Origin of the sequence: Aeromonas allosaccharophila (assembly GCF_016026615.1) — a bacterium.
Classification (GTDB): Bacteria; Pseudomonadota; Gammaproteobacteria; order Enterobacterales; family Aeromonadaceae; genus Aeromonas; species Aeromonas allosaccharophila.
The window spans coordinates 3,967,501-3,979,679 of sequence record NZ_CP065745.1 but is presented as its reverse complement, the minus strand read 5'-3'; the positions used below and the strand labels follow the sequence as shown (position 1 = coordinate 3,979,679).

10 protein-coding genes, 6 tRNA genes and 2 rRNA genes (1 of these 18 running past the window's edge) are annotated in these 12,179 nt (G+C 57.7%); 10 read left to right on the top strand and 8 right to left on the bottom strand.

Annotation, left to right across the window (positions count from 1 at the left end):
- The first annotated feature begins 85 nt into the window (after window positions 1–85).
- The 6 genes from I6G90_RS18275 to I6G90_RS18250 all read left to right on the top strand — a co-directional run bounded on the left by I6G90_RS18275 (window position 86) and on the right by I6G90_RS18250 (window position 1,111).
- Window positions 86–171 (top strand) — tRNA-Leu (locus I6G90_RS18275).
- A 53-nt stretch (window positions 172–224) separates the two neighbouring features.
- Window positions 225–310 (top strand) — tRNA-Leu (locus I6G90_RS18270).
- A gap of 44 nt (window positions 311–354) precedes the next feature.
- A tRNA-Leu gene (locus tag I6G90_RS18265) sits at window positions 355–440 on the top strand.
- A gap of 46 nt (window positions 441–486) precedes the next feature.
- Window positions 487–572: transfer RNA gene (locus tag I6G90_RS18260), tRNA-Leu, on the top strand.
- Between the two features lie 71 nt (window positions 573–643).
- Window positions 644–729, top strand: a tRNA-Leu gene (locus tag I6G90_RS18255).
- A 109-nt stretch (window positions 730–838) separates the two neighbouring features.
- The gene (locus I6G90_RS18250; protein ID WP_058053883.1) at window positions 839–1,111 is read left to right on the top strand and encodes a late competence development ComFB family protein; all 273 of its coding nucleotides are present in this window, start codon (window positions 839–841) and stop codon (window positions 1,109–1,111) included.
- Here I6G90_RS18250 and I6G90_RS18245 read toward each other — a convergent pair.
- On the bottom strand, window positions 1,106–1,315 hold the full coding sequence (locus I6G90_RS18245; protein WP_197928615.1) for a hypothetical protein: 210 nt from the start codon (window positions 1,313–1,315) through the stop codon (window positions 1,106–1,108). The two genes, I6G90_RS18250 and I6G90_RS18245, sit on opposite strands and share 6 nt — an antisense overlap.
- Before the next feature lie 301 nt (window positions 1,316–1,616).
- Between I6G90_RS18245 and nhaC the strand changes: the two genes are divergently transcribed.
- A complete protein-coding gene (nhaC, locus tag I6G90_RS18240; protein WP_197928613.1) occupies window positions 1,617–3,026 on the top strand; it encodes a Na+/H+ antiporter NhaC in 1,410 nt (469 codons plus the stop codon).
- A 139-nt stretch (window positions 3,027–3,165) separates the two neighbouring features.
- Here nhaC and erpA read toward each other — a convergent pair whose 3' ends face one another.
- The 3 genes from erpA to clcA all read right to left on the bottom strand — a co-directional run bounded on the left by erpA (window position 3,166) and on the right by clcA (window position 5,779).
- Window positions 3,166–3,516, bottom strand: coding sequence for an iron-sulfur cluster insertion protein ErpA (gene erpA / locus I6G90_RS18235; RefSeq protein WP_005340225.1), 351 nt, complete (start codon window positions 3,514–3,516; stop codon window positions 3,166–3,168).
- Between the two features lie 87 nt (window positions 3,517–3,603).
- Complete coding sequence (locus I6G90_RS18230; RefSeq protein WP_197928611.1) at window positions 3,604–4,299, bottom strand: DUF6776 family protein; 696 nt, start codon at window positions 4,297–4,299, stop codon at window positions 3,604–3,606.
- 91 nt (window positions 4,300–4,390) lie between these two features.
- Window positions 4,391–5,779 (bottom strand): H(+)/Cl(-) exchange transporter ClcA, encoded by a 1,389-nt coding sequence (gene clcA / locus I6G90_RS18225; protein WP_197928609.1) that lies wholly within the window; start codon window positions 5,777–5,779, stop codon window positions 4,391–4,393.
- Between the two features lie 244 nt (window positions 5,780–6,023).
- Between clcA and hemL the strand changes: the two genes are divergently transcribed.
- Entirely contained in the window at window positions 6,024–7,310 is a 1,287-nt protein-coding gene (gene hemL, locus I6G90_RS18220; RefSeq protein ID WP_197928607.1) for a glutamate-1-semialdehyde 2,1-aminomutase, read from the top strand.
- 216 nt (window positions 7,311–7,526) lie between these two features.
- Window positions 7,527–8,342 (top strand): hypothetical protein, encoded by an 816-nt coding sequence (locus I6G90_RS18215; protein WP_197928605.1) that lies wholly within the window; start codon window positions 7,527–7,529, stop codon window positions 8,340–8,342.
- Here the strand turns inward: I6G90_RS18215 and I6G90_RS18210 are convergent.
- Both I6G90_RS18210 and I6G90_RS18205 read right to left on the bottom strand, forming a co-directional pair.
- Window positions 8,257–9,159: a sulfite exporter TauE/SafE family protein gene (locus tag I6G90_RS18210; RefSeq protein WP_197928603.1), complete on the bottom strand. Its 903-nt coding sequence runs from the start codon at window positions 9,157–9,159 to the stop codon at window positions 8,257–8,259. The two genes, I6G90_RS18215 and I6G90_RS18210, sit on opposite strands and share 86 nt — an antisense overlap.
- Before the next feature lie 296 nt (window positions 9,160–9,455).
- Window positions 9,456–10,205 carry a DsbA family protein gene (locus I6G90_RS18205; protein ID WP_111805963.1) on the bottom strand — a complete coding sequence of 250 codons (750 nt, stop codon included), beginning with the start codon at window positions 10,203–10,205 and terminating at the stop codon, window positions 9,456–9,458.
- Window positions 10,206–10,402: 197 nt separating this feature from the next.
- Between I6G90_RS18205 and I6G90_RS18200 the strand changes: the two genes are divergently transcribed.
- Window positions 10,403–10,490, top strand: a tRNA-Ser gene (locus I6G90_RS18200).
- A gap of 578 nt (window positions 10,491–11,068) precedes the next feature.
- Here I6G90_RS18200 and rrf read toward each other — a convergent pair.
- Together rrf and I6G90_RS18190 are read right to left on the bottom strand one after the other, a co-directional pair.
- Window positions 11,069–11,183 (bottom strand): 5S ribosomal RNA (gene rrf, locus I6G90_RS18195).
- A 124-nt stretch (window positions 11,184–11,307) separates the two neighbouring features.
- Window positions 11,308–12,179: ribosomal RNA gene (locus I6G90_RS18190) — 23S ribosomal RNA — on the bottom strand; it runs 2,015 nt beyond the window's last position.

Sequence of the window (12,179 nt, the reverse complement as noted above, 5' to 3'; positions counted from 1 at the left end):
CCACTTTGGGCGTCAACAGCGAAAAAAGTCCCCTTTGGCTGTTGACGCTCCCCCAAAACTCTATAGAATCCCCCTCCGCAGTGATGCGAAGGTGGCGGAATTGGTAGACGCGCTAGCTTCAGGTGTTAGTGTCCCACGGATGTGAGGGTTCGAGTCCCTCTCTTCGCACCAATACTGCCATGCTGATTCAGCAGCATGTAAATCCAACTAGAAAACCCGAATGTGCGAAGGTGGCGGAATTGGTAGACGCGCTAGCTTCAGGTGTTAGTGCCCCCCGGGTGTGAGGGTTCGAGTCCCTCTCTTCGCACCATGCTTCTCCAGACAGCATGTAAATCAAAACTGGTAACACAATGTGCGAAGGTGGCGGAATTGGTAGACGCGCTAGCTTCAGGTGTTAGTGTCCCACGGATGTGAGGGTTCGAGTCCCTCTCTTCGCACCATGCTTTATCCAGACAGCATGTAAATCCAGACTGGAAACCCGAATGTGCGAAGGTGGCGGAATTGGTAGACGCGCTAGCTTCAGGTGTTAGTGCCCCCCGGGTGTGAGGGTTCGAGTCCCTCTCTTCGCACCATGATTCTGACATGTAAAAACAGAGCAATGCGCTCCAACCGCATTTAAAAACCAGCTGGAGAAAATCAGTGTGCGAAGGTGGCGGAATTGGTAGACGCGCTAGCTTCAGGTGTTAGTGTCCCACGGATGTGAGGGTTCGAGTCCCTCTCTTCGCACCATTCATTACGCAAAAGGCCCATCACGAAAGTGACGGGCCTTTTGTTTTTACTCCTTGTTATGGCTATGCTTTTGACGACTCCCCGCTCATCGTCATGCCAAGGAACGCATATGATACTGGATACCGACATTCACAACTTTTACGAACATCTGGTGCTCAAGGAGATTGAGAAGCAGGATCTGCAACAGAAGCTCACCGGCGACCAGATGGCCGATCTCTGCTGCCTGACTCTCAACCAGCTCCCTTCCCACTATATTCGCCACGATGTCGACATGATCTACTTCCTGACCGATGCCAAGCGCACCGAAATGGAAAAGCTGGTCGTCACCTCCCTTAAGCAAGCGCTACAGAAGATCGAGCAGGCTCCCGCCAAAACCTCATAACCAAGGCTGCTGCCAGAGCAGGGTGGCGATACCGGTCAAGCCAGCGACTGGCAGCAAGATCAAGGCAGGCCGCAATCCGGGCTCCAGCATCACCCAGGCAGCCAGCAGAAAACCGGCACTCCAGGTGCAGTACTCTTTATCCTGACCCCATGCGAGTACGGCCACCGCCACCAGCAACATCATCCCCCGCAATATCCAGCGCATTGTTTTCTCCCCGACCAACAATTGATAATAATTATCATCTTCATATATCGAGGATGCAAGTCGCGTCGTGAGCAGGCTTCGTATGTGGCCATTTATGTCAACAGGGCGCTCAAAAACGGGTTATGAGATCAACTAATTTGTGATTTTTTCAATCAAATGTGCATTTTTACCAATTTGATGGGGCTTTAACCCATCAGGTTTGTGGTAGATTGCGGCCTCTTTTTGGGTTGGCCCCTCGGGATACGTGTATCCACAGGACGAGAGGGACTGACCTTGGCGAGCAAGAGTTTAGGAAGTATCTATGCAAAACCAACAAAACCACATCCGACTACCGGGCATGGCGCAGGTGTTCATCTGTCTGGCCATTTTCCTGGCCCTGGCATTCTCGTTCACCAGCGTGCTCGATCTGCCGATCCAGCTGGCGCTGTTCATCGCCTGGTTCGTTATCATGGGGCTCGGCATCAAGCTCGGCCACGATTACAAATCCCTGGAGCAGGCGGCCGTTGACGGTGTCGCCAAGGGGATGGGGGCCATCCTGATCCTGGTCTCCGTCGGTGCCCTGGTCGGCACCTGGATTGCCGGCGGCATTGTCCCCAGCATCATCTACTTCGGCCTCAAGGTGATCCATCCGTCCATCTTCCTGCTGGCAACCCTGATCATCTGCTCCCTGACCTCGCTGGCTACCGGCACCTCCTGGGGCTCTGCCGCCACCGCCGGTATCGCCATGATGGGGATCGGCCACAGCCTCGGCGTGCCTGCGCCGCTGGTAGCCGGTGCCGTGCTCTCCGGCGTCTACTTCGGTGACAAGCTCTCCCCGCTCTCCGACTCAGTGGTGCTGGCCTCGACCATGTCCAACGTCGACGTGGTGGAGCATATCAAGGGGATGCTGCCTATCAGCCTGCTCTCCTATGTCATCACCGCCGTGCTGTTCACCGTGGTGGGCATGCAGTATTCGGGTAATGTCAGCCTGGAGCAGGTCAATCTGGTGATGGAGGCTCTCGACAACCAGTTCAACATCACCCCGCTGGCCATAGTGCCGGTGGTACTGGTGTTGGGCTTGTTGGCCAATCGCAAGCCCGCCTTCCCGGTGATCAGCTTCGGCGCCCTGTTGGGCCTGATCTGGGCCATCGCCTTCCAGGGCATGGATCCGGTCAAGGCGATGCACTCGGCTTATAGTCCGTTTGCCATCACCTCCGGCATCGACTTTATCGACAACATTCTCGGCCGCGGCGGCATGGAGTCCATGCTGGGCTCGGTCGCGGTCATCATCTTCGGCCTCGGGTTTGGCGGCCTGCTGGAGAAGGTCGGTATTCTGGAAGTGATCGCCAGCGCCTTCGAGAAGCGCATCAACAGCATCGGCAGCCTGACCAGCCACACCATAGCCACCGCGTTTCTGGCCAACGTGTTTGGCTCGGCCATGTATGTGTCGCTGATCCTGACCCCCAAGATCATGGCCAAAAACTACGATCGGCTGGGACTGGCACGCAAGAACCTCTCTCGCAACGCCGAGTTTGGCGGCACCCTCACCTGCGGCATGGTGCCCTGGAGCGACAACGGCATCTTCATGGCCGGGGTACTGGGGGTTGCGACCCTCGACTACCTGCCCTATATGTGGCTGAGCTTCACCTGCATCATTGTGACCATCACCCTCGCCTACATGGGCAAGGCAGTGAACCGGATCCCGCTGGTCGCGGCGGCAAGCTCCCGCTAAGCCATCCTGCAAACAACAAAGGCGCCATCGAGGCGCCTTTGTTGTCTTAAGGGAATGCTGTTTGATGACGTTCACTGATCACCACAAACAAAAACAGCCCTCGTCGCCGAGAGCCGTTTCATCAGACCGATAACGCCGATCAGATGGAGAAGCTGGAGCCACAACCACAGGTCGTGGTGGCGTTGGGGTTGGTCACGGTGAAGCGTGAACCTTCCAGACCCTCGGTGTAATCCACACTGCCGCCTACCAGATATTGCAGGCTCATGGGATCGATCACCATGGTGACGCCGTTCTTCTCGACCACGGTGTCCCCGTCGTTGATCTTCTCATCAAAGGTAAAGCCATACTGGAAACCGGAGCAGCCCCCACCCGTGATGTACACCCGCAGCTTCAGCTCGGGATTCTCTTCCTCGGTGATCAGGTTCTTCACCTTGTTGGCCGCCGCATCCGTCATCTGGATGGGCAGCGGGGCTTCTGCTACTGCACTCATTACTGACCTCACAACCATTAGATCCACAAACATGGAAACCGCGAAATTATCCAATACCCGACCATTCAGTTCAAGTATTCACCACGTTTAACCGGCAGCGGGAACCGGAGCAGGCGGCGCGGCGACCAGCGGCTTGATCACCTCGCCCCACTCAACCAGCAGCTCTTGTACCGGTTGCCTGCCGTCCTTGTTGATGGTGACACGGATCCGATCCGGCACAAAGCCTTCCGGCAACTGCCAGTTCCCTTCCAGCAGCTGGAAATAACGCAGGGCATAGCGCCACTCGCTCACCTTCATCCCGAGATCGCGACCGGTCAGTGTCTTCGGCTTGTCGGCCAGACTCCCCTCGACCCGGATCTGCACCTGACCACGAAACAGCTCCCGCTTCTTGGCGGGCTGGGTCAGGGCGAGACGGTAGTGATAGCGACCGGGAATGCTGGTCTCCTGCAGGGTCAGGTTGTCGATCACTACCCCCACCTGTTCGCCGGTAGGGCGCATGATCCGCTCGAAAAAGGCCAGCTGGCGCTTGAGCTCCTGCACCTGCGCCTCCTGACTCTTCAGGGTGGTCTGCAACTGCTCGAATGCCGCTTTCTGGGTCGCCAGCCGGGTATCTTTCACTCCCAGCTCGGTCTTGAGCTGGCCGATGGCCTTGCCTTGGCGATCCAGCGTCTCCTGCTGCACCACCAACAGACTGCTCTGGGCCAGCTCCTGACGGTTACCGACAAAGTAACCGATGAGCCCGCCAACGGCTAACACGACCAATAACTTCAATAGATTGGACATAGCCCCTCATCCCGTTATCACGCCATTTACGGCAGCGCCTCTCCCTTCACTATACCGCCCGGACCGGGGTCAAACGCGATAAAGGGAAAAATTAACTGGCCGTGGCGCTGCCATCACCCCGCTTTTGACGCGCGGCGAGCCTTAAAGTTCGCTCAAGGATCTGGGAATAGATGGGTCGGCCACCCAGCCACTGGGCAACCAGGGTCGCCCCGACCGTGGTGATCATCATCGGCAGGATCAGCTGATAGTTGTCAGTCATCTCGGTGACCAGCACGATGCCGGTGATAGGGGCTCGCACGGTGGCGGCAAACAGCGCTCCCATCCCTGCGATGGCAAAGGCGCCGGGCTCGATGCCCAGCTCGGGAAACGCCGCATGAAACAGATGGCCGAACACCACGCCAAACAGGGTGCCCAACGCCAGGGTCGGCGCAAACACCCCGCCCGGCGCACCGGAGCAGAAGCAGATAAGGGTCGCGACCAGCCGCACCGAGAAGATGAGAAACAGGGTCGCCATCGCATACTCATCCCCCATCAGATGTGGAATAAGCTCGGTGCCGCCGCCTGTCACCGAGGGGGCGAACAGCGACAGCACACCAAAGGTCCCGGCGACCAGCATGCCGATGGCCACGAAACGGTGGCGCTTGTTCTGATGCAGCGCCAGATAGCCATCCTGACAGGCCAGCACCAGCTTGTTGAAAACAAAACCCAGCACCCCGAAGGTGGCCCCCATAAAGAGGAACAGCCAGAGTGCCTTGAGGGCGGGCGCATCGAAGTGGGGCAGAGAGATCACCGCCCCCTGCCCTTTCATGTTCTGCAACATCAGGGTCGCCATGATGACGGAGATCCCCACCGCCTTGATGGCCAGAAAGGAGTAGCGGAATTGCGGTCGCATCTCCTCCATAACAAACAGAATGCCCGCCAGCGGCGCATTGAAGGCGGCCGCCAGACCGCCCGCCGCACCGGCAGCCAACAGGGCGTGGCCATGCTCCTTGGGCAACCGGAAGATATCCGCCACCATCTTGCCGAGGTTGCCGCCGATCTGTACCGAGGGCCCCTCCCGCCCCAGCACCATACCGGAGCTCAGGGTGCAAATGCCACCGAAGAACTTGACCGGCAACACTCGCCACCACCGTACCGGGCGCAGATCGTCCATCGCCCCCTCGATCTCGGGAATGCCGGAACCGCCTGCCTCGGGGGCAAAGGTATGAGTGAGGAAGTAGCCGACAAATCCCAGCAAGGCGCTGAAGCCAAAGCCAAGCAGACCGAGCTGCCACCAGGGACGGTCGGCCAGCAAGGCGATGCGTTGTTCTGCCAGCCAGTGGACACCCGATTCGAACAGACCGCACACCAATCCGGCCAGGGTACCGACCAGCGCCGCCAGCAGCAGTACCAACAAGGGCATCTTGTCTTGCCGGATAATGCGGGAAAGCGGCCCCCGCGAAGCGGTTTCGGGTTCAGAGGAGAGAGCTTGTTGCGCCATCTTGTTACACCAACCTGGAAAAACCATATCGTCAGCTAGCTGAGATCAGGATCACCCGGCACGTTGCTCGGCTGCCAAGGGCTGGGGCTTTCTGCTATAGTCGGCCCGTTAAATTTTTGTCACGGGAGCAGACCGAGAGTCCGGGTGGCGAGAGCGCAAAGCATACTCCTCATGCCCCGGCCTGCCGAGTCTCAATCGGCTGCAATCCCTTGTGTGACGCCCAAAATCCCATTAAGGATGATCCATGTCAAAATCAGATCAGCTGTTTGAACAGGCCCGCCAGACCATTCCGGGTGGCGTCAACTCACCGGTCCGCGCCTTCAATGGGGTCGGCGGCACGCCCCGCTTCATCGATCACGCCGATGGCGCCTATCTCTATGATGTGGATGGTCAGGCCTACGTGGATTACATCGGCTCCTGGGGCCCCATGCTGCTGGGTCACAACCACCCGGCCATCAAAGCCGCCGTCATCAAGGCGGTGGAGAAGGGGCTGAGCTACGGTGCGCCGACCGAGATCGAAGTGCTGATGGCCGAGAAAGTACGCCAGATCGTCCCCTCCATGGAGCAGGTGCGGATGGTCAACTCCGGCACCGAAGCCACCATGAGCGCCATTCGTCTGGCCCGTGGCTACACCGGCCGCGACAAGATCGTCAAATTCGAGGGCTGCTACCACGGCCACGCCGACTCTCTGCTGGTCAAGGCCGGTTCCGGCGCCCTGACCCTGGGTCAACCTAACAGCCCGGGCGTTCCGGCTGATTTCGCCAAACACACCCTGACCTGCGTCTTCAACGACTTGGAGTCGGTGCGCGAAGCCTTCACCCAGTACAGCAGCGAGATCGCCTGTATCATCGTCGAACCGGTCGCAGGCAACATGAACTGCATCCCACCGGTGCCGGGCTTCTTGGAAGGGCTGCGCGCCATCTGTGACGAGTTCGGCGCCCTGCTGATCCTGGACGAGGTGATGACCGGCTTCCGTGTCTCCCTGCGCGGCGCTCAGGGCCACTACAACATCGACCCGGATCTCACCACCCTTGGCAAGATCATCGGTGCCGGCATGCCGGTCGGCGCCTTCGGCGGCAAGAAGAAGGTGATGCAATACATTGCCCCGACCGGCCCCGTCTATCAGGCCGGCACTCTCTCCGGCAACCCGGTGGCCATGGCTGCCGGTCTGACCATGCTGGACTTGCTGCTGGAGCCGGGCCTCTATGAGCAACTGAGCGCCAAGACTGCACGGGTTGCAGAAGGGCTGAAAGCGGCCGCCGCCAAGCATGGCATTCCGCTCGCAATCAACTATGTGGGCGGCATGTTCGGCTTCTTCTTCACCGACGAACCAGAAATTACCCGCTACGAGCAGGTCACTCGCTGCGACATGGAACGCTTCAAGCGCTTCTACCACCTGATGCTGGAAGAGGGGGTCTATCTGGCACCGAGCGCCTACGAGGCGGGCTTCCTGTCGCTGGCTCATGGCGACAAGGAGATTGAACACACCCTGGCTGCCGCCGAGCGCAGCTTCGCCAAGCTTGCAGGCTAAATCGCCGCCGGTTGTCGCAAAGGGCCCGTCATGGGCCCTTTTCTATCGAAGTGCCTCCATCATCACGCAGGGCGGCAATACGCCCAGTTCTGGTGCATTCCCCCCTCGTCATCCGTCGCTTTGTCATCCTCTGGTGCAACCTGCCCCGCCATCCCTGTCATAAAGCAGGCCCACTATTTGCACATCCGCAACAGAGCCCACGTCACCGAGGTCCATATGGCAGAGATGAGCCCCATCGATGTGCTGCGGCGCTATCAGGAGTATCAGGAGGAGTTGACCCCGCTACTGCAGGGGCTGCTCAGCGCCCCCCTTGCCTCGCTCAAGCGGTATCCCTTTGTCATCAGCATTGACCACTATCAGGGGCCGATGTGCATCCAGCCTGCGGCACCGGCGGCCCATAACCGGCTGCACCTCATCGTGCAGGGGCAGGGACGGGAGATCACCGTCTGTCTGAATCAGCTGATTGGCTGGTTGATGGGGGACAGGGAACGCCGCCGCGCCATGCCCTGGTTCAAGGCGGTCTATGTGGTGCTCAGCATGGCGCTGTTTCTCATCGTCGCCACCCTGATCTGGCACGGGCTGGAGCAGCTCTACCAGCTGTTGTGCAGCGAGCAGCAGAACCGGCTCGGCGCCTTTAGCGCCATCATCTTCCTGACGCTGGCACTGGCGGTGTTCGATCTGGGCAAGACCATTCTGGAAGAGGAGGTGCTGCTGCATAAGGATATCTTCCGCCACAGCGCCATTCGTCGCACCATCACCCGCTTTATCGCTGCCATTCTGATCGCGGTCTCCATCGAGGGGCTGTTGCTGCTGTTCAAAGGGTCGCTTGGCCAGAGCGAGCTGCTCTGGCCTGCGGTCGGAGTGATGGGGTGTGCGGTGGGTTTGCTGCTGGCGCTCGGCCTCTATGTCTTTCTGGGGGCCAAGGCCGAAGCGGCACTGGTACAGGCTAGCCTGCGCTCTCCACCGCCAGTTGCACAGGGGAGCGACGCGCCGCCCGCCAGGAGGCGTACATGGTCCAGGAGGTATAGATGACGATAAAGGCAACCAACCACTTCAGCATCTCCATATCCATGGACTTGACCAGCATGGCGGCCAGCACCACACCGATGGGGCCGAAGATGGCCACCGCCAGCACCGCTTTGGCATCGAACGCCCCTTTGCGGATAAAGGTGCCTGCAGAGAAGACGCTAAGCACGGCGGTGGAGCCCATCATGATGGGGAATGCCGCCAGCGGATTCATCCCCAGCAGATAGACCAGCGTCATGCAGGGTGCAAACAGGCCGATACCGACATTCATCAGCACCCCGAAGATAAAGTTGCCAAGCAGGGCGATCGCCAGCTTGTAGCCACCGAGCCCCATCGCATCCCCACCAACGGGGAAAAGACCCAGCAGACCGGCAAAGATCAACCCGGCGACGACCAGCAGGGAGATGGCCATCACCAGCCGGATGGTCTGCCGATCAAACGAGGCCACATGACGAGCGCCCCAGGCTGCGCCCGCTGCGGCGGCAATCATCATGCTGATCAGCGTCATTGGCTCGACCGCCACCGCCCCGATGAAGATCAGCGACTGGGTCACGGTCGGCAGCACGCACTGCCCATTGAGGGTGCCCGGCAGCAGGCGATCGTCGATCAGCTTGAACTGCTTGTAGCAGGCGGTCTTTACCGCAAAGCTGCCCACCCCCAGGGTATCGAGGAAGTTGGCAACCCCACCGATCAACGCCACCGGCCAGAAGGGAGTAGATTCGAGCGTGCCGTTGCACCTCTTCTGCCAGCAGGCCTGCACCAGCATAAAGACAAATGCCAAGCCACCGGCTATAAAAATAATCCGCAAAATATCAACTAACATATGGGTTTCTCCTGCACCGGGCGGCGATTCTAAGGCAGGGCGCAGAAAAAGTCTTGGCTGTAATTAAGCAAGCTTCGCAGCCAGCCAAGAGGAGTTGAAACTTTTCCAGATGGAAGTCGAACGACTCTGCTAATACTTGTTACTGAGGCCAACAGGCCGGGTCCTGAGCACGTTGTTATGGTCCTTTCGCGACGACCACCTGTGCCAAAGGACATAATGAAAGAGAGGGCCGGTAGTGATACCGACCCTCTTTCTGTATCTGGCCGAAGTACAAAACCCCCGACCATTACACGCGCTTATTGAATACTCTTGCCGGCACGCACGTCCTTGATAAACCCCTTCAGGCTGGCCAGATCGCGGGGCGCACCGCGCAGGATCTGATCACCGATGATGAAGGCGGGGGTACCTGAGATACCGAGCGCTTCAGCCAGCGCTCGGTTGGTGCCGAGGTTCTGGTCAATGCTGCCATCCTTGATCTTGGCTTCCACCTTGCTCCAGTCAACACCGGCCGCCAGCGCCAGCTGCTTGACCTGAGCCTCATCAGAGAGCGGGCCCTGATGGGTATAGAGCTTTTCGTGGAACGCCTGATACTTGTCAGGTTGGCCCAGTTGAACCGCCAGCGCAGCACGGGCAGCGAAGTAGGAGGATTCGCTCAGAATGGGGAACTGCTTGTAGATGTAACGGATGTCTTTATCTTCCGCCATCAACTGCTTGACCAGCGGATGGGCCCGTTTGCAGTAACCGCAGTTGTAATCGAAAAACTCCACAATGGTCAGCGATGCCTTCGGATTTCCCATTTCTGGATCCTGATTGGCATAAAGCTGCTTGGAGTGAGCCTTGATCAGCGACTTGTCACTCTCGGCCTGCTGACTCTCCTGCTTGGCACGCAGGGCATTGGACATCTCGACCAGGATCTCGGGATTCTTGACCAGATAGTCGCGAACGATTTGCTCAACATCGCTTTTGGTCAGCTCGCTCGCATGTACCGGCGTCGCCAACAGGGTCACACCAGCCAGCGCGCAAAACAGGGCATTTTTAATAGTCATAACGTTATCTTGCAGAGGATATGATAGAGGGCACTATAGTGGTTGAGTCTGTTTTCAAGTCAAGTTATCTGGCCAAAAAAGCGCTTGATGCGCCCTGATTGCCACTTTTTCATGTCATTTCGCGCAATTAACCAGCAATCGAACCGGGCAGGGATTTACAAGCCGGATCAGCATGGTAATATTCGCCGCACTGCTGCGGAGGGGTGGCAGAGCGGCTGAATGCACCGGTCTTGAAAACCGGCGATGGGCGACCATCCGTGGGTTCAAATCCCACCTCCTCCGCCATTCATACCGAGCCCATGCAACCATGTTGCGTGGGCTTTTTGTTTGCCTACGATTTGCCATTTTTCATAGATTTCAACACATTAGTCTTCTTCAACACCCTCCTAATCTTCTCGCCTGCAGGCTCAATAACCACCAGAAAATCACCAATCAACCTCGAACCTCTGCGCTCCTGCACACATCCCTACCCATTTCCTTATTACCCCAAACCACAACGACATAACACAGCAACCAATGTTAGAGCAGCCAACACACTCTCTGGCATAACGTCAGCGGGCGACTAACACAGTCATGGGCAAGCAGAGGGCTCAAAAAGAAAGACTTCAGCTAACACAGGACGCAGATACCCAGGAAAGATCTCGTGGCGTACAGGCGAGCATAGGATTCGTGGGTCATGACTACGCCAGAGCCGCCATACAGCGCGACAACGGTTCAGTGAAGGGAGATGTGGAACCAGAAAACAACGGCGAGCGACAAGAATTTCAGAGGATAAGGGGTAAAACAGTTTAATTATCAGACGACTTTCTGAATATCAGGCAATAAAAAACCCCGCTCATCGAGCGGGGTTTCTTGTATTGGGTGCCTGGCAGTGTCCTACTCTCGCATGGCGAATGCCACACTACCATCGGCGCTACCGCGTTTCACTTCTGAGTTCGGCATGGGATCAGGTGGTTCCACGGCGCTATGGCCGCCAGGCAAATTCTTCAATCTTGGAAAGCTGACGTGAATAACGATGTTGCTTGATGCTTGTCGCTATCACTGAATTTTTTAAGTAGTTCGTTCATTCGCTACAAGGCCCAGAACACTTCTTGGGTGTTGTATGGTTAAGCCTCACGGGTAATTAGTATGGGTTAGCTCAACACGTCGCCGCGCTTACACACCCCACCTATCAACGTTGTGGTCTCCAACGGCCCTTTAGGACCCTCAAGGGGTCAGGGATGACTCATCTCAGGGCTCGCTTCCCGCTTAGATGCTTTCAGCGGTTATCGATTCCGAACTTAGCTACCGGGCAGTGCCACTGGCGTGACAACCCGAACACCAGAGGTTCGTTCACTCCGGTCCTCTCGTACTAGGAGCAACTCCCTTCAATCATCCAACGCCCACGGCAGATAGGGACCGAACTGTCTCACGACGTTCTGAACCCAGCTCGCGTACCACTTTAAATGGCGAACAGCCATACCCTTGGGACCGACTTCAGCCCCAGGATGTGATGAGCCGACATCGAGGTGCCAAACACCGCCGTCGATATGAACTCTTGGGCGGTATCAGCCTGTTATCCCCGGAGTACCTTTTATCCGTTGAGCGATGGCCCTTCCATTCAGAACCACCGGATCACTATGACCTACTTTCGTACCTGCTCGACCTGTCCGTCTCGCAGTTAAGCTGGCTTATGCCATTGCACTAACCTCCTGATGTCCGACCAGGATTAGCCAACCTTCGTGCTCCTCCGTTACTCTTTGGGAGGAGACCGCCCCAGTCAAACTACCCACCAGGCACTGTCCGCGAGCCCGATTCAGGGCCCTGCGTTAGAACATCAAACATACAAGGGTGGTATTTCAAGGACGGCTCCAGCGCAACTGGCGTCACGCCTTCAAAGCCTCCCACCTATCCTACACATGTAGGTTCAATGTTCAGTGCCAAGCTGTAGTAAAGGTTCACGGGGTCTTTCCGTCTAGCCGCGGGTACACCGCA